Source organism: Pseudomonas sp. PDM28 (assembly GCF_019219115.1).
Taxonomy (GTDB): domain Bacteria; phylum Pseudomonadota; class Gammaproteobacteria; order Pseudomonadales; family Pseudomonadaceae; genus Aquipseudomonas; species Aquipseudomonas laurylsulfatiphila.
In genome coordinates this window covers 397,976-419,000 of record NZ_JAHUWG010000007.1, presented here as the reverse complement: position 1 = coordinate 419,000, position 21,025 = coordinate 397,976, and the positions used below count along the sequence as shown (strand labels likewise).

Annotated in this window: 20 protein-coding genes and 1 tRNA gene; 14 read left to right on the top strand and 7 right to left on the bottom strand. The window is 60.5% G+C overall.

From position 1 onward, the window contains the following. Positions 1–309 precede the first annotated feature (309 nt). Positions 310–1,194, top strand: coding sequence for a universal stress protein (locus KW841_RS18600; protein WP_218478908.1), 885 nt, complete (start codon positions 310–312; stop codon positions 1,192–1,194). 70 nt (positions 1,195–1,264) lie between these two features. On the opposite strand, the gene KW841_RS18595 is transcribed toward KW841_RS18600, so the two are convergent. Further along, positions 1,265–1,690 carry a potassium channel family protein gene (locus tag KW841_RS18595; RefSeq protein ID WP_095108361.1) on the bottom strand — a complete coding sequence of 142 codons (426 nt, stop codon included), beginning with the start codon at positions 1,688–1,690 and terminating at the stop codon, positions 1,265–1,267. A 322-nt stretch (positions 1,691–2,012) separates the two neighbouring features. Here KW841_RS18595 and KW841_RS18590 point away from each other — a divergent pair, with 322 nt between their 5' ends. After that, a complete protein-coding gene (locus tag KW841_RS18590) occupies positions 2,013–2,936 on the top strand; it encodes a universal stress protein (protein ID WP_218478905.1) in 924 nt (307 codons plus the stop codon). Between the two features lie 107 nt (positions 2,937–3,043). Here KW841_RS18590 and KW841_RS18585 read toward each other — a convergent pair. After that, positions 3,044–3,131, bottom strand: a tRNA-Ser gene (locus KW841_RS18585). Between the two features lie 123 nt (positions 3,132–3,254). On the opposite strand from KW841_RS18585, the gene KW841_RS18580 reads away from it, so the two are divergent. Beyond that, a complete protein-coding gene (locus KW841_RS18580) occupies positions 3,255–3,926 on the top strand; it encodes a Bax inhibitor-1/YccA family protein (protein ID WP_102699713.1) in 672 nt (223 codons plus the stop codon). A 60-nt stretch (positions 3,927–3,986) separates the two neighbouring features. On the opposite strand, the gene KW841_RS18575 is transcribed toward KW841_RS18580, so the two are convergent. Next, complete coding sequence (locus KW841_RS18575; protein ID WP_218478903.1) at positions 3,987–4,316, bottom strand: YceK/YidQ family lipoprotein; 330 nt, start codon at positions 4,314–4,316, stop codon at positions 3,987–3,989. 56 nt (positions 4,317–4,372) lie between these two features. Further along, positions 4,373–4,810, bottom strand: coding sequence for an Lrp/AsnC family transcriptional regulator (locus tag KW841_RS18570; RefSeq protein WP_015094848.1), 438 nt, complete (start codon positions 4,808–4,810; stop codon positions 4,373–4,375). A gap of 136 nt (positions 4,811–4,946) precedes the next feature. On the opposite strand from KW841_RS18570, the gene KW841_RS18565 reads away from it, so the two are divergent. After that, positions 4,947–5,840, top strand: a complete 894-nt coding sequence (locus tag KW841_RS18565) for a DMT family transporter (RefSeq protein ID WP_218478902.1) — start codon at positions 4,947–4,949, stop codon at positions 5,838–5,840. Between the two features lie 15 nt (positions 5,841–5,855). Here KW841_RS18565 and KW841_RS18560 read toward each other — a convergent pair whose 3' ends face one another. After that, entirely contained in the window at positions 5,856–6,896 is a 1,041-nt protein-coding gene (locus tag KW841_RS18560; RefSeq protein ID WP_218479000.1) for an FUSC family protein, read from the bottom strand. A 44-nt stretch (positions 6,897–6,940) separates the two neighbouring features. After that, positions 6,941–8,566, bottom strand: a complete 1,626-nt coding sequence (locus KW841_RS18555; RefSeq protein WP_218478901.1) for an NADP-dependent glyceraldehyde-3-phosphate dehydrogenase — start codon at positions 8,564–8,566, stop codon at positions 6,941–6,943. A gap of 253 nt (positions 8,567–8,819) precedes the next feature. Between KW841_RS18555 and KW841_RS18550 the strand changes: the two genes are divergently transcribed. The 3 genes from KW841_RS18550 to KW841_RS18540 all read left to right on the top strand — a co-directional run bounded on the left by KW841_RS18550 (position 8,820) and on the right by KW841_RS18540 (position 11,900). Next, entirely contained in the window at positions 8,820–9,200 is a 381-nt protein-coding gene (locus tag KW841_RS18550) for a cytochrome c5 family protein (protein ID WP_218478899.1), read from the top strand. A 22-nt stretch (positions 9,201–9,222) separates the two neighbouring features. Further along, entirely contained in the window at positions 9,223–10,617 is a 1,395-nt protein-coding gene (locus KW841_RS18545; RefSeq protein WP_371319519.1) for a D-arabinono-1,4-lactone oxidase, read from the top strand. Between the two features lie 74 nt (positions 10,618–10,691). Further along, positions 10,692–11,900, top strand: coding sequence for a DSD1 family PLP-dependent enzyme (locus tag KW841_RS18540; protein ID WP_218478995.1), 1,209 nt, complete (start codon positions 10,692–10,694; stop codon positions 11,898–11,900). A 125-nt stretch (positions 11,901–12,025) separates the two neighbouring features. On the opposite strand, the gene KW841_RS18535 is transcribed toward KW841_RS18540, so the two are convergent. Next, positions 12,026–12,943 (bottom strand): transporter, encoded by a 918-nt coding sequence (locus KW841_RS18535; RefSeq protein WP_256357877.1) that lies wholly within the window; start codon positions 12,941–12,943, stop codon positions 12,026–12,028. Positions 12,944–13,181: 238 nt separating this feature from the next. Between KW841_RS18535 and KW841_RS18530 the strand changes: the two genes are divergently transcribed. The 7 genes from KW841_RS18530 (at position 13,182) to KW841_RS18500 (ending at position 20,988) form a co-directional block, all read left to right on the top strand. After that, the gene (locus KW841_RS18530; protein WP_218478895.1) at positions 13,182–14,222 is read left to right on the top strand and encodes an AraC family transcriptional regulator; all 1,041 of its coding nucleotides are present in this window, start codon (positions 13,182–13,184) and stop codon (positions 14,220–14,222) included. A 284-nt stretch (positions 14,223–14,506) separates the two neighbouring features. Continuing rightward, positions 14,507–15,394 carry a Dyp-type peroxidase gene (locus KW841_RS18525; protein WP_218478894.1) on the top strand — a complete coding sequence of 296 codons (888 nt, stop codon included), beginning with the start codon at positions 14,507–14,509 and terminating at the stop codon, positions 15,392–15,394. A 16-nt stretch (positions 15,395–15,410) separates the two neighbouring features. Beyond that, the gene (locus tag KW841_RS18520; RefSeq protein ID WP_218478892.1) at positions 15,411–16,379 is read left to right on the top strand and encodes a Gfo/Idh/MocA family protein; all 969 of its coding nucleotides are present in this window, start codon (positions 15,411–15,413) and stop codon (positions 16,377–16,379) included. Between the two features lie 214 nt (positions 16,380–16,593). Beyond that, a complete protein-coding gene (locus KW841_RS18515) occupies positions 16,594–17,346 on the top strand; it encodes a GntR family transcriptional regulator (protein ID WP_218478890.1) in 753 nt (250 codons plus the stop codon). After that, positions 17,343–19,073, top strand: coding sequence for a fumarate reductase/succinate dehydrogenase flavoprotein subunit (locus tag KW841_RS18510; RefSeq protein ID WP_218478888.1), 1,731 nt, complete (start codon positions 17,343–17,345; stop codon positions 19,071–19,073). Before KW841_RS18515 ends, KW841_RS18510 begins: the two co-directional genes overlap by 4 nt. Before the next feature lie 26 nt (positions 19,074–19,099). After that, entirely contained in the window at positions 19,100–19,345 is a 246-nt protein-coding gene (locus KW841_RS18505; RefSeq protein WP_218478886.1) for a ferredoxin family protein, read from the top strand. A gap of 236 nt (positions 19,346–19,581) precedes the next feature. Beyond that, positions 19,582–20,988 (top strand): ABC transporter substrate-binding protein, encoded by a 1,407-nt coding sequence (locus KW841_RS18500; protein ID WP_218478884.1) that lies wholly within the window; start codon positions 19,582–19,584, stop codon positions 20,986–20,988. The last annotated feature ends 37 nt before the right edge of the window (positions 20,989–21,025 follow it).

Sequence of the window (21,025 nt, the reverse complement as noted above, 5' to 3'; positions counted from 1 at the left end):
GCATACGCGCTAGCAGCCCAGGCCTCCCTTTGTTCCAACATATAGTGGATGTAATAGACGAACGGGTGAAAGCCTCGTTGCCTCTGCTGGACCAATGCCCAATGCCTGTGCGTCATTCAGTCAATGCGCACTTTCTGAGCGTTGATGTAAATCAAGTCATGCGCGCTGCAGGCGCTCAGAATCAAGAAAAACCTGTTGGTGGCCTGATCCGCTAGCGGAGAAGTTCAAGAGCGATTTTTCGTGTGCCGGGCAACTGCAGGCACATGACGTCCAGGCTGAGCCGAATATCCACCCCACGGGAGAATTTTCATGAGCCAGTATCAACGCCTGTTACTGATCATCAACCCGGCGTTGCGCCATTCCTCAGCCATTAATCATGCAGCGGCGCTGGCCAAGGCCAGCGGTGCAAGTTTGCATATCGCGGCGCTGACCCCTTCGTCCAAATGGTTATCGCTGCTTGAAGAGGGCGATCGAGAATCGGGTCGGGAGCGCTACCTGCAGGACCATCGCGGCTGGCTTGAGGCTCAGGCGGAAAATTTGCGTGGCAGGGGGATAGAGGTGACCACCGAGGTGGCCTGGGCCGAGGACATCAAGCAAGACATCATTGAACACGTCACGGACATGCAACCCGACGTGTTGATCAAGGAGGTTCAGCATGAGTCCGCGCTCAAGCGGGCCTTCTTCACTCCGTTGGATTGGCATTTGTTGCGTCACTGTCCGGTGCCGGTGTTTCTGGTGGGCGGGAGCAGCTTCGTTTTGCCTCGCAAGGTAGTAGCAGCGGTCGAGGTATCGGATGTCGAGTCTACCGACAATGAACTGAACGACCGAATCATCAAGCAGGCTTGCAGCCTTGCGATGCAATGCAACGCCGAGCTGCATTTGCTGTATGCCTGCGATATCTCGGCCGCTTTTCTGGCGGACATGGGCGGCCTGACCCTCGCTGACCTGACCCACGCACTTCGCAGAGACCTGGAAACGTCGTTCATTGAGTTGGCAGATCGGTTCGGAGTGCCCTCCGATCGTCGACATTTCATTGAGGGAAACCCGGTGAAGGCGTTGAGTGAGTTTGCCGATGAACACAATGTGGATGTGATCGTGATGGGCAGAGTCCAGTCCCATGGTGTGGGCAAGCTTCTAGGCAGCACGACCGAGCATGTTCTGTATCAGGTGCCATGCTGCGTTCTGGCGGTCTAGATCCTGTCTGTACAAGGCTTGATCCAGAACGTCAGTTCGACAGTTGAATCTGATATGAGTCAGAAAGAGATTATTTGCGCTTCCAGTACTTTTGCATTTCCAGAAACAGGAAGGATGCGGTCCATGTGATGAGCACCAGCCCGGTAAGGGCTTGCAGACCGGTCAAGTATTTGAGGTTGCCCACGGGCGAAATATCGCCGAAGCCGATGGTCGTGTACGTCGTAAAGGAAAAGTAAACGCAGTCCATCAGCGAACCGTCGAAGTTGCCCGTCAGGCTGCCCCATCCCCCTGAGTGCACCATCAGGTAATAGACCAGCGCAAAGCACCAGACCTCTATGGCGTGGGCCAGGAGGGCGCCGAATACGCCAACCACGATTCTGAAGCGGTTCCACACCTTGAGCCGGGGCAGCCAGTCATTCAGGCGTAACAGGCATTCGTAGTGGATCACTACGGCGATGACCACCACCAGCGTATTGATCAGCGTGACTGCCAGCATGGCAAATCTCCAGCGATAGGGGAGGCGGTGCATCAGCGTAGTTCTACGTCAGGAAGCCGGAAAATCGTTGAGCTGAATCAACAAGGGTTTAAGTCATCGAAAGCCAGTCGCTCCGTTAACGATAGCTGTTGATTAGTTGATAAAAGTCAGATCCCCCACGGTACAACGCCAAATAATCGAACTGCCGCTTTCCGGTCGCAACAAGTCGACAGGACTTTTTGCTGGCTGCAGTCATGAGTTCGCTCGAAGTAACAAACGTTTGACTCAAGGCTCGACAGCCAGGCGGGTTTGCACTCAGGCAGGTTTCAGGGCGAGGTATGTGATGCTCAAACTCAAACGCATTCTATTGATAGCCCCCAGCGAAATGACCCTGACCCCGGCGTTTGAGCGTGCACATGCCTTGGCGGGTGCAACCGGTGCCTTGTTGCACATTGTCGCGTTCGATTATGTCCAGGCCCTGGCGGTAGCCGGTCTGCTTGACCATGACGCGATGGCACAGGCACGAGAAGGCTATCTGCAGGTTCACCGTCATTGGCTGGAGCAGCAGGCCCGGTTTCAACGATGCAGCGGCATACAGGTGACCACCGAAGTGGTCTGGGCCAGGTCGAGCCTGACAAATCTGCTGGAGTATGTGAACGACTTTCTTCCGGACCTGGTGATCAAGGACACCCATTATGTGCCGGATCTTGACCGCGCCTTTCACCGGCCTGTGGACTGGCGACTGCTACGCGAGTGTCCGACCCACCTGCACCTGGTGACCAGCGCCAAAAATCCCAAACCCTTGAAAATTCTCGCGGCGATCGATCTGTCCCATCTGGAGGAACTCACTCAGGGATTGAATGACCGAATACTCGACCTGGCCTCTACTCTGGCGGCCAGTTGCGGTGCGCAGTTGCACTTGCTTAACGTCAGTCGTTGGTCAGAGATAAGCGATGCGCCGATGAGTGTACCGACTGGCAGTCTTGATGAGAGTTTGAGAGACGCTATCGAGGATGCCCAACAAGAGGCGTTCGATGTGCTTGCCGAGCGCTACTGCATCAAGGATGCCCACCGACATTTATTGACGGGCTCCCCCCACAAGGTAATCGCGCGGTTCGCTCAACAGCATGCTTTCGACATGGTGGTGCTGGGCACGGCTTATCACCATGGGCCTGAGGGCTTTATCGGCGATACCGCCGAGAGCGTGTTGAACCGGGCACCGTGCAGTTTGATGATCGTCAAGCCAATATCGGGGGGCGGGATGTAGGAAGGCGGGAATCGGGAGGGGTTTTTCACGCTTTGAGTGTGGTCGTGTATTCGCCAAACCCCGGAAACGACAAAGCCCTGAATAATCAGGGCTTTGTCGTATAAAGATGGCGGAGGCGATGGGATTCGAACTCATGGACCTGTTACAGTCGACGGTTTTCAAGACCGTTGCCTTAAACCACTCGGCCACACCTCCGTTTGCGTTGCGGGCGCCATAATACCTGAATGAAACACACTGTCAAACTCTCTGCATAGCTAGTTACAGAGTGTCTGTTATGATCTTTGCGACTGAACGTTTCAAACCAACAGGAGTGTCGCCATGCGCGAACAGGATTACGCAGTTAATAACAGCGTGCAGGCTGAGCAGCTAGAGGTTAGCCGCGTCCTGCGCAACACATACGGCTTGCTCGCCCTGACCCTCGCATTCAGCGGTGTGACAGCCTACGTTGCCCAGCAGATGCGTGTTGGCTACCCGAACATTTTCGTGGTGCTGATCGGCTTCTACGGTCTTTTCTTCCTCACCAACAAACTCCGTGATTCGGCCTGGGGCCTGGTGTCGGCATTTGCCCTGACCGGTTTCATGGGTTTCCTGCTCGGTCCGATCCTCAACCGTTACCTGGGTATGCAGGGCGGCGCTGAAGTGGTCAGCTCGGCCTTCGCGATGACCGCGCTGGTGTTCGGCGGCCTGTCGGCCTATGTGCTGATCACCCGCAAGGACATGAGCTTCCTCGGCGGTTTCATCACGGCAGGCTTCTTTGTGCTGCTGGGTGCGACGCTGGCGAGCTTCTTCTTCCAGATCAGTGGTCTGCAACTGGCGATCAGCGCAGGTTTCGTGCTGTTCTCCTCGGTCTGCATTCTGTTCCAGACCAGCGCCATCATTCACGGCGGTGAGCGCAACTACATCATGGCCACCATCAGCCTGTATGTATCGATCTACAACCTGTTCGTCAGCCTGTTGCAGCTGTTCGGCATCATGAGCCGTGATGACTGATCGTCGGCCTTGAAGTAAAAAACCCGCTCAGGCGGGTTTTTTATTGCCTGGAATCCAGGGCTACTCGGTAATGACAATGCTGCCGTCAGCTTGCTGGCGGTAGATAGTGTAGGGCAGCAGCAAGGTGTCCATCGCCCCGGACACGACCACATCGAGTAGCACGACGGCGGGGGCGGGGCCATGTACCTGCGCATCCCGACCCTCTTCGAGGGGCGCGTTCAGCATGCAAAAGTCGTAGGTCACGCCGCTGTAGATTCGTGGTACCGCACCGCAGTAACTCTTTTGTTCCTTGAGACTTTTCGAGGCCACTTCGTCACTGCGCACAACCGTCTGAATCGTGCCACAACCCGCAAGCATCATTGCCACCAGTAGCATTACCTGAGTTTTCATACCGTCAATCCTTCGCCGGAAACCATCAATCTACTGCAGCCTGAAACAAATATCACTCACGCCATGGGCGGCAACCGGCGCTTGACCGGGGTTTTCTTGACGATGGCCGTATTGGTTTCAGCGTGGGTGTTGAGGCGGTCGAGCAGGGTGTCCAGTTGTTCCATCGAGCGCACGTGCAGGCGTGCGATGAAACAGTCGTCGCCGGTCACCTTGTCGCACTCGGTGAATTCGGGAATGGCCATGATTTGCCGCTCCACCTCTTGCAACTGGCCCGGCAACGGGCGAATACGCACGATGGCCTGGAGTTGATAACCGAAGCTTTTCGGGTCGATTTCAACGGTGTAGCCCTTGAGCACACCGCGCTCTTCCAGGCGGCGCAGGCGCTCGGCGACGCTGGGGGAGGACAGGCCACTGATTTGCGCCAGAGCCTTGAGCGAGCGTCGCGAATCTTGCATCAGGGCCGTGATCAGCACTTGGTCGATGTCATCGGTCATGGCGAAACCCTCTGTTAGGCATTTTTTCAAAACGGCCTTCATAAAAAAGGCCGATTCAGAGTTTAGCCTGCTTTTTGCTATGGAGTGGCGCTGTGGTGCATTGGCATACTTTGGCCACAAACACAGGAGTCTGATGATGGACAAAACCCTACGCCGCGGTTCGTTTGAAATGACGGCCGCCATGCTGATCTCCGGCACCATCGGTTGGTTCGTGCTGGTGTCCGGGCAACCGGTGCTGGATGTGGTGTTCTGGCGCTGCCTGTTCGGTGCCGGCACCTTGCTGCTGATTTGCGCCGCCTTCGGCTTTCTGCGCCCCGGTATTCTGACCCGCACCACGTTTTTGCTCGCCGTGCTCAGCGGGGTGGCGATTGTCGGCAACTGGGTGTTGTTGTTCGCGTCCTATTCCCGGGCGTCGATTGCCATCGGCACCGCCGTCTATAACGTTCAGCCGTTCATGCTGGTCGGGCTGGCGGCGCTGTTTCTCAACGAAAAGATCACCACGCAGAAAATGCTCTGGCTGGGCGTGTCGTTTCTCGGGATGCTGGCCATCGTCAGTGCCCATGGCAGCCAGGGCGAGAGCGGCAGCGATTACCTGACGGGCATTGCCCTGGCATTGGGCGCGGCGTTTCTCTATGCGATTGCCGCGCTGATCATTAAGCGTTTGACGGGGACGCCACCGCACCTGATTGCGCTGATCCAGGTCAGCACCGGCGTGTTGTTGCTCGCGCCATTCGCCAATTTGTCGACACTGCCGCAGGCGCCGAGCGCATGGGCCAGCCTGGTGACACTGGGCATGGTGCACACCGGTGTGATGTATGTGTTGCTGTACGGCGCCATTCAAAAACTGCCCACTGCGCTGACAGGGGCGCTGTCCTTCATCTATCCGATTGCGGCGATTTTCGTCGACTGGTTTGCCTTCGGCCATCGTCTGGAGCCGCTGCAGTGGATCGGTGTCGCGGCAATCCTGCTGGCCGCCGCCGGTATGCAACAAGGCTGGTCGCTGAAGTCTCGGCGCACGGTGACGCCGTAACCCGCTTCGCCGGCGTCAGATGTTCCAGTGCGGCGCGCTCCTGGCCAGGCGCTGGCGCATCTCGCCGATGTTGGCGGCCAGTTGTTGAGTCAGCAGGCGATAGCCATCCAGCCTGTTGTAGACCGGTGCATCGAGGCTGACCAGCGGCACCGCCATGGGCCGATCGAGACGCTGGGCGGCGCCTGATTTCAACGCCCGGGCCATGCCGATCAATTGCACGCGGATCTGTCGATGTTCGGCTTTCAATGCCGTTTGCAGGAGCGTCATGGCCTCGGGGTCATTGGCGTCCGGTCGGGTATTGCCAAGGATTTCCAGGGTGCTGACGCACATGCGCAGGTTGCGCTGGATGGCATCGAGCTCGGTCATGGAAATCTTCACTTCCTTGGACACCGATGGCATCAGTGAGCGCAGTTGCACCATCGCCGCATTCAGGCGCGTCATGAGCTTGAGGTGTTCGTCGGCAGTGATGGCCTGGCCGTCAATGATGCGCCCGTAGACTTTCGCGCAATCACGCAGGGCATCGGCCAGGTTGTAGCGCCAGGAATACACCGCGTACAGCGGCAGGGCGAAGGAAAACGCCAGGGCCAGGGCAATGCCGATCAGGATATCCACCCCGCGCCACAAGCCATCGGTGACCGGGTTGTCGCCATGCCCCGCGACGATGAACACGGTGATCGCCGACAGCAGCGCGGTGTAGCCGCCCTTGCCGATGGCGTGATACGAGAAGAACCCGCAGACCACCGACATCGCGAAATAGGTCAGCCAGGGCATTCCGAGCCAGGCCTGTTGTGCCACCAACGCCAGGCCGACACCGGCGCCGATCAAGGTGCCGATGGCACGCTCGGCGGCTTTCTTGCCGATGTTGCCGTGGTGCTGCAAACCGCCGATCACCACCAGCATGGTCACCGACGCCCATTCACCGTGGGGCAGTTTGATCCCGGTGGTCAGCAGGATCGTCGCCAGCAAGCCGAGCGACACCCGCACCGCGTGGATCACCCGGGCATGGCGGTAGCGCCGGTACGGGTCCAGCAACGGACGCAGCAATCGGCGCAGCAGCGGTGGCAGTCGATCGGCTCTGGATGTACTCAGGCTGGCTCTCCTCAGAAGATGTAGTCGGTGGTCAGGAAGCTCGAACTGCGGCCACTGATGATCTCGCTGATCAGGTCCTTGTTGGTCTCCTGGAACTTGGTGGCCACCAGCGTGCGGATCGAAAACACCCGCAGCGCATCATGTACCGACAAGGTGCCTTCGGCCGAGTTCTTGCGACCATTGAAGGGGTAGGTGTCCGGGCCACGCTGGCATTGGGCATTGAGGTTGATGCGCCCGACCTGGTTGGCAAAGGTGTCCACCAGCCGGCCGACCGCCACCGGATTGGTGCCGAAGATGCTCAATTGCTGGCCGAAGTCCGACTCCAATACGTAGTCGATCACGGTATCCAGATGACGGTACGGCACGATGGGGATGACCGGGCCGAACTGCTCTTCCTGATAAACCCGCATCTGCGGCGTAACCGGGTACAGCACCGCCGGGTAGAAGAACGACGCACGGGCCTCGCCACCGTTGGGGTTGACCACCCTGGCGCCTTTGCTCTCGGCATCCGCCACCAGTGCATGCAGGTAGTCGACCTTGCCCGATTCCGGCAGGGGCGTCAGGGCGACGCCACTTTCCCAGGGCATGCCGGGCTTGAGGTTGGCGAGCCTGGCATTGAATTTGTCGATGAAAGACTCGACCACGTCTTCGTGGACAAACAGGATCTTCAGGGCCGTACAGCGCTGGCCATTGAACGACAGCGAACCGGTCACCGCTTCACTGACCGCATTGTCCAGATCCACTTCCGGCAGGACGATGCCCGGGTTCTTCGCATCCAGGCCCAGCGCCGCGCGCAAGCGGTGGGGTTTGGGATGGAGTTTTTTCAGGTCGCTGGCGGCCTTGTTGGTGCCGATGAAGGCAAAAATGTCGATCTTGCCGCTGGCCATCAGCGCACTGACCGTCTCGCGGCCGCTGCCATAGATGACGTTGATCACCCCGGCGGGGAAACTGTCGCGGAAGGCTTCCAGCAGCGGGCGAATCAGCAGCACGCCGAGTTTCGCCGGTTTGAACACCACGGTGTTGCCCATGATCAGCGCCGGGATCAGCGTGGTGAAGGTTTCGTTCAGCGGATAGTTGTAAGGCCCCATGCACAGGGCGACGCCCAGCGGCACGCGACGGATCTGGCCGAGGGTGTCCTGTTCCAGTTCGAAACGGCTGGAGCGGCGATCGAGCTCTTTCAGCGCGTTGATGGTGTCGACGATGTAGTCGCAGGTGCGGTCGAATTCCTTTTCCGAGTCCTTGAGGTTCTTGCCGATTTCCCACATCAGCAGCTTGACCACGGCGTCGCGCTGCTCGCGCATGCGCCCGAGGAAGGTTTCGACGTGCTGGATGCGCTCGGCGACGCGCATGGTCGGCCACAATCCCTGGCCACGGTCGTAGGCGCGCACGGCAGCGTCGAGGGCGGTCAATGCGGTGTCGGCATCGAGCAGCGGTGTGCTGCCGAGTATCACTTGTTCGTCGCCATCGACACCCGTCAGGTACACCGGGCTGCGGACTTGGGCCAGTGGCCCGTTCCAGGTTCTCAGTACGCCATCGACCAGGTACTCACGCTGTTCGGTCTGGCCGTCGAGGCGGTACTTTTCCGGGATGTCGGCGGGGCTCGGGAACAGGTTCTGGAGAATATTGGCTGTGGTCATGTCGCTACCCCTCTGGATTGGGTGATGCACTGATGAATCGTTTTAGCAGACCTCAGCAACCCTTGTCATGACTCATCTCAGCGTTTTGCCGTTCGCGGATCTATCGGCGCCCTGCGTCATGGCCTCAGAAGCGCCCCTTGTTGGCCCCCAATGCCCTCAACCCGCCCGGGTGGAGTGCCTTAGTGTTGAGCTCTCCTTGAGCACAACAAAAAAGCTGCACCCGGCCAACCGGGCAGCCCATGAGAGGACAGCCATGCGGGCAAGCCGATTAACTGAAAAGCCTAGCCTTTGTTTGGCCTTGGCGGGGTGTGCCTTTGCGTTGCTTGCAGGGTGCGAAGAACCGAAAAACCCGCCGAGCCGTAGCGAAGCCGGTGCCGCGAGGCCCGCCGACGCCGAGCTGGCCCAGGTCTACGACAACAGCTGCAAGCTTTGCCACGCCAACCCGGCGGCCGGGGCACCACTGACCGGCGACATCAAGGCCTGGGCGCCACGGGTGCTGCAGGGCGCCGACACGCTGCTCGATCACGCGATCAACGGCTACAACGGCATGCCGCCAATGGGCATGTGCATGCAGTGTTCGCAGGAACAGTTCCTGGCGCTGATTGCCTTCATGTCCGGCCAGCAAATCCAATAACAAGAACGGCAGGGTGCGATTCATGACGATGGACCTGACACGGCGTCAGTTGTTGCAACGGGCGAGCGTCATCGGCGCCTTTACCGCGCTGGGCTCAGCCCCGGCGCTGGCCGAGCTGCTGCGCGCGCCGCGGTTGATTCCCTGGCGCAACTGGTCGGGCGGCCAGAGCTGCCTGCCGGCGGCGCGGCTGGCGCCCAAGAACCTGGATGAATTGACGCAAGTGGTGCGTCAGGCCCCCGGCAAGATCCGCCCGGTGGGTTCGGCGCATTCCTTCAGCGCGCTGGTGCCCACCGACGGCACCTTGCTGTCGCTGAGCTATTTCTCGGGGTTGCTCGATCACGATCCGAACACCCTGCAAGCCGAGTTTGCCGCCGGCACGCCGATGTCGCGCATGGGCACACCGCTCAAGGACATCGGCCAGGCCCTGCAAAACATGGCCGACATCGATTACCAGACCCTCGCCGGCGCGATCTCGACCTCGACCCACGGAACCGGCAAGCACTTTCAATCCTATTCGGCGCATGTCTGCGGCTTGCAGTTGGTGACCGCCGGCGGCGAGGTGCTGGATTGCGATGCCAATCGCCATCCTGAGGTGTTCAGCGCCGCCCGGGTGTCGCTGGGAGCGTTGGGCGTGGCAACCCGGGTGCGCCTGCAAAACCGCCCAGCGTATCGCTTGAGGGAGCGGCAGTGGATCGCCAAAACCGAAGAGCTGCTCGAAGACCTGGACAAGAACACCCGGGAAAACCAGCACTGGGAAATGCTCGTGGTGACCCATTCCGACTACGCCTTGTCGATCGCCCTGAACGAAACCACCGACCCGGCCACACCGCCGGTCCCGGCGGATGAGGAGGGCGGCAACGAGTTCGTCACCTTGATCGAGAAGATCGACAAGTACGCCAGCGACTTCCCGGACCTGCGCCGCACGATGCTCAATAACCTGCGCCACCTGGCCAGCTTCGATGACCGGGTGGGCGACTCGTTCGACATCTACGCCAACGTGCGCACGGTACGCTTCAACGAGATGGAGTATTCCGTGCCGGCCGAATACGGCCCGGCCTGTTTGCGCGAGATCCTCAAGCTGATCCAGGACAAAGACCTGCGCACCTGGTTCCCCATCGAATACCGTTACGTCAAGGCCGATGGCATTCCCTTGAGCATGTTCGAAGGCCGCGACAGCTGTTCGATTTCGGTCCACCAGCATTACCAGATGGATCATCACAACTTCTTCGCCGCCATCGAGCCGATTTTCTGGAAGTACAGCGGCCGGCCGCATTGGGGCAAGTTGCACACGCTGAACGCGAAGAACCTGCAGCCGCTGTACCCGCGCTGGCAGGAGTTCATCCAAGTGCGGCAGGCACTCGACCCCAGCGGCAAATTCCTCAATGCGCATTTGTCATCGATCCTGGGGGTGAGCTGATGGCCGTCAATCGCCGTGGTTTTCTACTGGGCACCGCAGGCGTCGGCGCCTTGTTGGCGGGTGTCGGGGCGTGGCTGCGGCCGGGTGACCGTGGTGCGCCTTACAGCGACTATTTCCGCCTGCTCAACCGCGAGCTCAAGGACCACGGGCCGATGCGGCCGGTGATGCTGATCGACCTTGATCGGCTGGATCACAACGTCGACGTGGTGATGCAATCGGTCAAGCGTGGCGGCAAACACCTGCGGCTGGTGGAGAAGTCACTGCCGGCACCGGGGCTTCTGGCCTACATCATCCAGCGCGCCGGCACGCAACGCCTGATGTCGTTTCACCAACCCTTTCTCAATCATGACGCCGTGCAGTTTCCCGAGGCCGATATTCTGCTGGGCAAGCCGCTGCCGGTGCGTTCGGCGCAGTTGTTCTATCAGTCGCACAAGGGGCCTTTCGACCCTTCGAAGCAATTGCAATGGCTGCTCGATACGCCGGAGCGTTTGCAGCAATACCTCGCCCTGGTTCAGGGGCTGGGCACGCGAGTGCGGGTGAACATCGAACTGGATGTCGGGCTGCATCGCGGCGGTATCAGCGACCTGGGCGTACTGGGGCAGATGCTGACGCTGATCAGCCAGCACCCGCAGCACCTGGAGTTCGCCGGGTTCATGGGCTACGACCCGTTCGTGGGCATGGGCGTGCCGGGGATTCTGGGTTCGCCCGAAGAGCTGTTCGCCAAGGTGATGGTGATCTATCAGCGCTGCGTCGATCTCACCCGTCAGCAGTACCCCGGTTTATGGCGAGAAGGATTGACCCTCAATACGGCCGGCAGCCCGAGCTATCGCATGCATGAGCAAGAGCGACTCAGCAGCGAAGTGTCGGTGGGGACGGCGATGCTCAAGCCCACTCACTATGACTTGCCGTCACTGGTGGAGCATGTGCCGGCCGCTTACATCGCCACGCCGGTGTTGAAAAGCACCGGGGCAGTGAACATTCCGGCGCTGGATGACAAATCCAGCCTGTTTTCCTGGTGGGACACCAATCAGCGCGAGACGTTTTTTATCTACGGCGGCAACTGGATGGCGGAGTTCGAATCGCCGGCGGGGTTGCAGAGCAATGGTGTGTATGGCCGCAGTTCGAACCAGGAGATGGTCAATGGTTCGGCGGCGGTGGGGCTTGGGGTTGAGGACCAGGTGTTCTTGCGGCCTGCCCAGACGGAGGCGGTGTTGTTGCAGTTTGGGGATTTGCTGGCGGTTCGGGGGGGGAAGATTGTGGATAGCTGGCCGGTGTATTCCTGAAGTATGTTGGTTGACTGTTCCGGCGCCTTCGCGGGCAAGCCCGCTCCCACAGGGGGGAATGCATTTCAACAGGGGAATGCGTTCCAAATGTGGGAGCGGGCTTGCCCGCGAAGGCGTCAGCTCAGTCAAAACGCATAGGGAATACTGACCTTGGCCCAAAGCATTTCCCCTTCAGGCCGGTTTTCCACGTCGAACTCCTTGGCCCAGCGAATCTCCGCGCTGGCGTACTTGAGAAAGGTCCAGTGCAGCGCCGGACCAATCGCAAACACCTGGCCACGCACCCCGTCGTTCACGTCCTGGCCGTTGAACTGCACGGTGTGGCCGAACTGTTTGTCATCGGTGGTTTGCTTGAGGTAGTAGCCGTTCAGCCCGAACATCAGGTCGTCGGTGATCTTGAAACTGGCCGAGTAGTCGATGTGGAAAATCTGCCCCGACTTGTAATCGGTGTCTTTGTTTTTCTCGTTGAAACTGTAGGTGGTCTTCATCGACACCTCGGTTCTGTCCGACGGTAGCCAGGTGAAGGAGAACAGCGGTTTGTAGGTGTAGAAGTTGTTGCTGGTGTTGGCCAGGCGATCGACGCTGTATTCGCCGGTCGGCACCGTGACTTCAATGGCGGCGCCGAGGGTCAGGTTCGGACCCATGTCCCAGAGAATGATCGGCGCGATGGTGGTGTCGCCCATGCCTTCGCGGGTGTCCTGCGGCAGGCCGAACACCGAGACTTCCTGCTTGAGCCAAGGCTGCGCGATGTAGCCGGCCAGCCGGCCGCCAAACACCCGCACCGGGCTGAGGTAATCCAGGCGCGGGATGACGGCCGTGGATTCGATCTCGACGTTCGGCACCTTGCCGCCGAGGGAGCTGATGTTCAGCTTCGTGGCCTTGTAGTGGTTGTAGTAGAGGTTGAACGCAACCATGTTGTCCGGAAGGCTGTCGGGCGAAAGCGGCAACATGAAAAAGCCGTCGGTGCCGGGGCCGATGTTGTCCACGCCAGCCTCGGTGGCCAGGGCCGGTTGCAGGGCGCAGACGCCGGCCAGGCTGATGACCATCAGGGGAAGTGTCGTGCGAGTCGCGATCATGGGTGTACTCATTATTATTGTTGGCGGGCTGTCCGGCATCCCTACGAGGGCCGCCCCATAGAAATAAGCTGTCCGCGCCCTGCAAGGCAGGGTATTGGCGGCCATTTAGGGGGACTTCTGCGGACAGCCTTTGAACGCTGTGCTAACTTCCTTCGACATAACCGGTTACAAAAATAAGAATGATGCTCGTCCCGGAATGTATGGCCCCATGCAAATGAAAGTGATCGATCCCACCTTTGAACTGGCGCTGGTGTCGCCGTTTCTCCTGCAAACCCTGGCCGAAGTCGCCGAGCACAAAGGCATCAACCCGCAGAGCCTGTGCCGAGGGTTGGGGTTTGACCTTGAAGACCTTCAGGATCCGGCGCAGCGCATTTCCTATCGCCAGGCCGTGGCCATGATTCAGCGTGCGCTCAAGGCCTTGCCCAATCAGGGGCTGGGCTTGTGGGTCGGCGCGCAGAATGTGCTCGGCACGCTGGGGCTGTTGGGGCATGTGTTGTCGCTGTGCAAGACCCTGCGCGATGCCTTTGAACTGGGCATTCGCCATCAACACACCTCGGGCGGCATTGTCGTGTCCAGTGTGGAGGAGGCGGGTGACCGGGTTTTTGTCGACGTGGAATGCCGCTTGCCGTTCGCCGACGTGCAGTTGTTCGCGGTCGAGGAGTTTTTCGCCAGCCTGCTGGTGTACGGCCGGGCGCTGGTCGGGGCGGATTTCAAGCCGATGGCCGTGGAGTTCATCCATGCGGCGCCGGACTATCTTGGCGAATATTCGCGCCTGCTGGGGCCGGATGTGCGTTTCGGTTGCCTGCAAAACCGCATGGTGATCGATGGGCATTGGCTGGACGTCCAATTGCCCAATCACCACTCCCTGGCCCTGCGTCAGGCCGTGAAACTGCTCGAACTGGAAGCCGCGCAGGTGCACCAGAAAATGGACCTGATCCAGGCGGTGGAACGGGCGATTGCCCGGGACCTGACCGAGGGCAGCCACATCGAGAAAATCGCCAGCGACCTGAACATGAGCAGCCGCACCTTGCGTCGCCGCCTCACCGAACACGCGCTGACGTTCGAAGCGCTGCTGGAACAAGTGCGCCAGGCCCGCACCATGAGCCTGCTGGCCAACCCGGACATGTCCATCGAACGCATCACCGAGGAAGTCGGCTACAGCGACGTACGCAGCTTTCGCCGGGCGTTCAAGCGCTGGACCGGCATGAGCCCGAGTGCGTTCCGCAGCGAAAGCCCCAGCGTTGTTTAATCCTTCTGTGGTGAGTAGGAATCTGTGGTGAACGGGCTTCTGTGGCGAGGGGGCTTGCCCCCGTTGGGTTGCGAAGCAGCCCCAAAACCTGCCGCCTCGGTATGACTGGAAATGTAGGGGACCGCTTCGCGCTCCAACGGGGGCAAGCCCCCTCGCCACAGAAGCCCGCTCACCCAGAGTCCTACTCACCACAGAAGCCCCCTTTGCCACAGGTTCCTGACCTCCGACGGCACACAAAACCTCACACACCGGTTAAACTCCATGCTCTTTTTCAAGGAGTTCATATGAGTCATTACCAGCCGGGCATTCTCGCCACCCCCGTTCCACCTCAAGCCCGCCATATGTTCTTCGCGCTCGAATCCGCCGCTGCACTGCCGGCCGCGCTCGATAACCTGCAAGGGCTGGTGGACGGCAAGTCGGTGGTGGCCGGCTTCGGCGAGTCCCTGGTCAAGGCGCTGGACGGGCAGATCGAAGGTCTGCGGCCGTTCCCGGCGCTGACGGGCGTCGGCGTCGACAATCCGTCGACCCAACACGCGCTCTGGTGCTGGCTGCACGGTGAAGATCGTGGCGAGTTGCTCAACCGCAGCAACGCCATCGCCGCGGCACTGGCCCCGGCGTTGCGCCTGGTGCAGATGAACGAAACCTTCCGCCACATGACCGGCCATGACCTGACCGGCTACGAAGATGGCACCGAAAACCCGCACGACGAAGCCGCAGTGGCCGCCGCACTGGTGGCTGAAGGCGCGGACGGCCTGGTGGGTGGCAGCTTCGCCGCGATCCAGCAGTGGCAGCATGACTTGAAAGGTTTCCATGGGCTGTCGGCGGATGAGAAAGACAACATCATGGGCCGCCGCCTGAGCGATAACGAAGAGATCGACGATGCGCCGGTTTCCGCCCACGTCAAACGCACCGCCCAGGAAAGTTTTGCGCCTGAGGCCTTCGTGGTGCGCCGCTCGATGCCGTGGATCGAAGGTGACCGCGCCGGCCTGATGTTCCTGGCCTTCGGTTTCTCCCTCGACGCCTTCGAAGCCCAGCTGCGCCGCATGAGTGGCCTGGAAGACGGCATCACCGACGGCCTGTACCGCATCAGCCGTCCGGTCACCGGTGGCTACTACTGGTGCCCGCCGCTCAAGGACGGTCGACTGGACCTGCGCGCATTGCGTATCGACTGAACGGCAAGGAGAGCCTATGAACCTGGTGCGCTGGGGCATGATCGGTTGTGGCAGTGTCGCTGAACGCAAAAGCGCGCCGGCCTTCTACAAGGCGCCCGGATCGGCGCTGGTGGCGGTGATGGGGCGGCGCCTGGAAGTCGTCACCGACTACGCCGCGCGCCACGGCATCGCGCGGGTTTATACCGATGCGCAAGCGCTGATCAACGATCCCGAGGTCGACGCCGTATACATCGCCACACCGCCCGACAGCCATCACGCCTATGCCTTGCAGGTGGCCGCCGCCGGCAAGCATTGCTGCGTCGAGAAACCGATGGCGCTCAACGCCGGGCAAAGTCGCGAGATGCAACAGGTGTTTGCCGATGCCGGGTTGCATCTGTTCGTGTCCTATTACCGGCGTTCGCTGCCACGCTTCCGGCAAGTGCGGCAATGGCTGGAGGAGGGGCGGATCGGCGAGGTCCGGCACTTGAGCTGGACCCTCACCAAAGCCCCGTCGGCAGCGGATCTTGCGGGCGCGAACAACTGGCGTACCGATCCGGCGATTGCCGGTGGTGGCTACTTCGCCGATCTGGCCAGCCATGGCCTGGACCTGTTTCAGTTCCTGTTCGGCGATATCGTCGAAGTCGCCGGGCTCACTGCACGGCAGGCCGGTTTGTACGCGGCCGAAGATGCCGTCAGCGCCACTTGGCGGTTTGCCGGCGGGGCACTGGGGATGGGCTGCTGGAACTTCGTCGCCGATCGCCGCGAAGACCGGGTTGAAGTGATTGGCAGCAAAGGCCGGATCAGCTTTTCAGTGTTCGATGAGCACCCGGTCGAGCTGCACGCCGACGAGCACCTCAGCCTGACCATCGAGCATCACGCGCACATTCAGTGGCACCACGTGTTGGGCATGAATGCGCATATTCGTGGTGAGGCGCAGCATCCTGCGGTGGCCGCAGAGGCGCTGAAGACTGATTGGGTGATGGACCGGATCCTCAAGCGGCACTGATCCCTCAGACCAAACATGATCCCCTGTGGGAGCGAGCCTGCTCGCGAAGACATTGTGTCAGGCAATATTTTGTCGGCTGACACACCGCTTTCGCGAGCAGGCTCGCTCCCACAGGGACGGTGGTGAATCTAACCTTATGCGCATTCGGTATTTCTCAAGCGTGTCATAACCTCTCTAAGATCACGTCATAACTCGTTATAACAAGTGATCTGCCATGCCCGATAACGTTCTATCCCTGAGCAGCGTCCCGCTGCACACCCAGCTGCGAGACGTGCTGCGCGCCCGCATCCTCGACGGCGAATACCCGCAAGACAGCCAGATGCCTTCCGAAAGCGAACTTGGCGCCTTGTTCAAGGTCAGCCGCATCACCGTGCGCCAGGCCTTGGGTGACCTGCAAAAGGAAGGGCTGATCTTCAAGATCCACGGCAAGGGCACTTTCGTCGCCAAGCCGAAAACCTTCCAGAACGTCAGCACCCTGCAAGGCCTGGCCGAGTCCATGACCGGTCGCGGCTACGAGGTCATCAACCGCCTGCGCAGCTTCAAGTTCATTGCTGCCGACAAGCTGGTCGCCGAGCGTTTGCAGGTCGACGAAGGCGAGGTCGTGGCGCAGATCAAACGGGTGCGCCTGATCAATCGCGAGCCGATTTCCCTGGAAATCACCTACCTGCCCAAAGCTGTTGGTGAGCGCCTGGAAAAAGCCGACCTGGTCACCCGCGACATTTTCCTGATCCTGGAAAACGACTGCGGCCTGGCGCTCGGTCACGCTGACCTGGCCATCGATGCGGTACTGGCCGACAGCGACCTGACCCAGGCGCTGAACGTCGAGCCCGGCTCGCCGATCATGCGCATCGAGCGTCTGACCCACGACGCCGAAGGTCGGCCAGTGGACTTCGAACACCTTTACTACCGTGGCGATGCCTTCCAGTACCGCCTGCGGATCGACCGGCAAAAAGGGGATCAGGCATGACGCGCAGCACGTTGGAGCAGGAATACGACATCGTCGTGATCGGCGGCGGCACCGCCGGGCCGATGGCGGCGATCAAGGCCAAGGAACGCAACCGCGACCTGCGGGTGTTGTTGATCGACAAAGCCAACGTCAAGCGCAGCGGCGCGATCAGCATGGGCATGGACGGCCTGAACAACGCGATCATTCCCGGCCACTCGACCCCAGAGCAGTACACCAAGGAAATCACCATCGCCAACGACGGCATCGTCAACCAGGCGGCGGTGTACGCCTATGCCACCCACAGCTTCGAAACCATTGAGCAACTGGACCGCTGGGGCGTGAAATTCGAGAAGGACGAAACCGGCGACTACGCGGTGAAAAAGGTCCACCACATGGGCGCTTACGTGTTGCCGATGCCGGAAGGGCACGACATCAAGAAAGTCCTGTACCGGCAGTTGAAGCGCGCGCGGGTGAGTATCACCAATCGCCTGGTGTGCACGCGTTTGTTGACGGATGCAGAGGGCGCGGTCAACGGCGTGATGGGTTTCGATTGCCGCACGGCGGACTTCCATGTGATCAAGGCCAAGGCGGTCATCCTCGCCTGCGGTGCCGCCGGACGCCTGGGCCTGCCGTCCTCGGGCTACCTGATGGGCACCTACGAAAACCCGACCAATGCCGGCGACGGCTATTCGATGGCCTTCCACGCCGGGGCCGAGCTGGCGAACCTGGAATGCTTCCAGATCAACCCGCTGATCAAGGATTACAACGGCCCGGCCTGCGCCTACGTCACCGGCCCCCTGGGTGGCTACACCGCCAACAACAAGGGCGAACGCTTCATCGAGTGCGACTACTGGAGCGGGCAGATGATGTGGGAGTTCCATCAGGAGCTGGAGAGCGGCAACGGTCCGGTGTTCCTCAAGCTCGATCACCTGGCCGAGGAAACCATCCAGAACATCGAAGAGATCCTGCACAGCAACGAGCGTCCGAGCCGTGGCCAGTTCCATGCCAATCGCGGCACCGACTACCGCACGCAGATGGTCGAGATGCACATCTCGGAAATCGGCTTTTGCAGCGGGCATTCGGCGTCGGGGGTGTGGGTCAACGAGAAGGCCGAGACCTCGGTCAAGGGCTTGTACTCGGCGGGGGACATGGCGGCAGTGCCGCACAACTACATGCTCGGTGCGTTCACCTATGGCTGGTTTGCCGGCAACAACGCGGCGGATTTTGTCGCCGGGCGTGAGTTTTCCGCGCTGGATGCCGCGCAGATCGAAAGTGAAAAACAGCGGGTCTATGCACCGCTGGACCGCGAACACGGCCTGCCACCGGCCCAGGTCGAGTACAAGCTGCGGCGTTTCGTCAACGACTACCTGCAACCGCCGAAAGTGACAAAGAAGATGCAGATCGGCCTGCAACGTTTCAGCGACATCCAGCGCGACCTCGACCAGATCAAGGCCCACAACGCCCACGAACTGATGCGTGCCATGGAAGTCAGCATGATCCGCGACTGCGCCGAAATGGCCGCCCGCGCTTCATTGTTCCGCGCCGAAAGCCGCTGGGGGCTTTACCACCATCGCGTCGATCACCCGCAACGCAACGACCGCGACTGGTTCTGCCATTGCCACCTGAAGAAGGACGAAAACGGTTTGATGAGCAGTTTCAGGAAAGCCGTCGAGCCTTACATCATCCCGCTGGAGGCCGACGAGATGCAGGCTTACGACCGGCTGCGGGTCGGTGCCGATGCGGCTTGATGCCGACCACAAAAGAGAGACCGAACATGGCTTACCAACCCCAGGAAATCTTCTTCCGCTCCAACGCACCGGTCACGGTCGATGAAGACAAATGCATCGCCCACAAAGGCTGCATCGTGTGCGTCGACGTTTGCCCGATGGACCTGCTGGCGATCAACCCCGCCACGCAAAAGGCCTACATGGCATTCGACGAATGCTGGTACTGCATGCCCTGTGAAAAGGATTGCCCGACCGGGGCGGTGAAAGTGGAGATCCCTTATTTATTGCGCTGACTGACAGGACGCCATCGCTGGCAAGCCAGCTCCCACAGTGTCTCTGTCGGCCACCGGTCTTGCTTACACCCACGAAACCTGTGGGAGCTGGCTTGCCAGCGATGAGGCCAGCCCTGACAACCCAAAACGCCATCCGGCAACCACCGGACGCCTGATCCAGAACACCCCTCGTTTCCCACCACGCCCTGATCGTGGCGGAGACGAACATCCTATAAATGATTCGAGGGGAAACACTCATGATGTTGCGTGCAGCTTTGGCCGGTCTGGTACTGGCTTCGTTCACCCTGTCGGCCTCGGCCGAAACCATCCGCATTGCCATCGGCACCCAGGACACCACCATCAACTGCGCCGCCGGTGGCCTGTTGATTCGTGAACTCGGCCTGCTGGACAAATACCTGCCCCACGACGGCCCCTACAAAGACGCCCAATACGAGGTGCAGTGGAAAAACTTCACCAGCGGCGCACCGCTGACCAACGAGATGGTCGCCGGCAAACTCGACTTCGGCGCCATGGCCGATTTCCCCGGTGCGTTCAACGGCGTGGCCTTCGAAACGGCGGGTAAGCACAGCCTGTTCATCAGCGTGTTGTCGGGCAGCACCAAGGGCAGTGGCAACGGCATCGTGGTGCCGAGTGCGTCGGGCGTGCAGTCGCTGGCCGAACTCAAGGGCAAGACGATTTCCGTGCCGTTCGCTTCCACCGCCCATGGCATGCTGCTGCGCGCCGTCGCGGCCCAGGGCTGGGACCCGCTCAAGGACGTGAACATCATCGCCCAGCCGCCGGAAGTCGCCGGCTCCGCGTTGCAGGCCGGCAAGATCGATGCTCACGCCGACTTCGTACCCTTCGCCGAGCTGTTCCCCAGCCGTGGTTTCGCCCGCAAGATCTATGACGGTTCCCAGGCCGATGCGCCGACCTTCCACGGTGCGCTGGTCGATCAGGCCTATGCGAAAAAGTACCCGGAAATCGTCGTCGCCTACCTGCGGGCGAGCATCGAAGCCAACCAGCTGCTGGCGGCTGAACCGGAGAAATACAGCGAGTTGATCGCCAAGGTCACCGGGGTCGATGCCGAGGTCAACTACCTGTTCCATGGCCCCCTCGGCGTGCAGACCCGCGACCTGAGCTGGAAGCCGGAATACCGCCAGGCCGTGGGCACCGCCATCGATACCCTCAAGCTGTTGAAGAAGGCCGATCGCGGTCTCGATCTCAATACCTTCATCGACGACCAGTACATCCGCGCTGCCTTCAAGGCCTCGAACCTGGACTACAGCGCGCAGCTTGGAAATTACCAGCAGACGCCGCTCAAGTCCGTCGATGCGGCAAGCGGCAAAGCCATCACCGACTTCAGCCATGTAGCGGAAATCTGGGTGCGTGGCGAGCCGAAAGTCCGTCAGTACGCCTCAGCGGAGTCGGCCTTTGCCGCGCTGACAGCGTTGAAGCAGGAAGGCAAGAGCATCCGTGCGGTGTACACCCAGGCCAGCGACAGCGGGATCAAGTTGCTGGCGGATCAGGCGTGGTTTGCCACCGACGGGAAAGGGCGGCTGAGCGCGTTCCTGCTCAAAGGCCAGGCCCAACAGTTCGCCACCGCCCAGGGCGGCAAAGTATTCGACTTCTCCGATGCCACGACCCAGGTCGTAGCCGCTCGCTAATCCCTAGAACGACTCGATCAAATGTGGGAGCGGGCTT

Coding starts and splice junctions, on each gene's coding strand:
- KW841_RS18600 (WP_218478908.1), top strand. CDS start 310: ATGAGCCAGTATCAACGCCTGTTACTGATCATCAACCCGGCGTTGCGC.
- KW841_RS18595 (WP_095108361.1), bottom strand. CDS start 1,690: ATGCTGGCAGTCACGCTGATCAATACGCTGGTGGTGGTCATCGCCGTA.
- KW841_RS18590 (WP_218478905.1), top strand. CDS start 2,013: ATGCTCAAACTCAAACGCATTCTATTGATAGCCCCCAGCGAAATGACC.
- KW841_RS18580 (WP_102699713.1), top strand. CDS start 3,255: ATGCGCGAACAGGATTACGCAGTTAATAACAGCGTGCAGGCTGAGCAG.
- KW841_RS18575 (WP_218478903.1), bottom strand. CDS start 4,316: ATGAAAACTCAGGTAATGCTACTGGTGGCAATGATGCTTGCGGGTTGT.
- KW841_RS18570 (WP_015094848.1), bottom strand. CDS start 4,810: ATGACCGATGACATCGACCAAGTGCTGATCACGGCCCTGATGCAAGAT.
- KW841_RS18565 (WP_218478902.1), top strand. CDS start 4,947: ATGGACAAAACCCTACGCCGCGGTTCGTTTGAAATGACGGCCGCCATG.
- KW841_RS18555 (WP_218478901.1), bottom strand. CDS start 8,566: ATGACCACAGCCAATATTCTCCAGAACCTGTTCCCGAGCCCCGCCGAC.
- KW841_RS18550 (WP_218478899.1), top strand. CDS start 8,820: ATGCGGGCAAGCCGATTAACTGAAAAGCCTAGCCTTTGTTTGGCCTTG.
- KW841_RS18545 (WP_371319519.1), top strand. CDS start 9,223: ATGACGATGGACCTGACACGGCGTCAGTTGTTGCAACGGGCGAGCGTC.
- KW841_RS18535 (WP_256357877.1), bottom strand. CDS start 12,943: ATGGTCATCAGCCTGGCCGGCGTCTGCGCCCTGCAACCGGCCCTGGCC.
- KW841_RS18530 (WP_218478895.1), top strand. CDS start 13,182: ATGCAAATGAAAGTGATCGATCCCACCTTTGAACTGGCGCTGGTGTCG.
- KW841_RS18525 (WP_218478894.1), top strand. CDS start 14,507: ATGAGTCATTACCAGCCGGGCATTCTCGCCACCCCCGTTCCACCTCAA.
- KW841_RS18520 (WP_218478892.1), top strand. CDS start 15,411: ATGAACCTGGTGCGCTGGGGCATGATCGGTTGTGGCAGTGTCGCTGAA.
- KW841_RS18515 (WP_218478890.1), top strand. CDS start 16,594: ATGCCCGATAACGTTCTATCCCTGAGCAGCGTCCCGCTGCACACCCAG.
- KW841_RS18510 (WP_218478888.1), top strand. CDS start 17,343: ATGACGCGCAGCACGTTGGAGCAGGAATACGACATCGTCGTGATCGGC.
- KW841_RS18505 (WP_218478886.1), top strand. CDS start 19,100: ATGGCTTACCAACCCCAGGAAATCTTCTTCCGCTCCAACGCACCGGTC.
- KW841_RS18500 (WP_218478884.1), top strand. CDS start 19,582: ATGATGTTGCGTGCAGCTTTGGCCGGTCTGGTACTGGCTTCGTTCACC.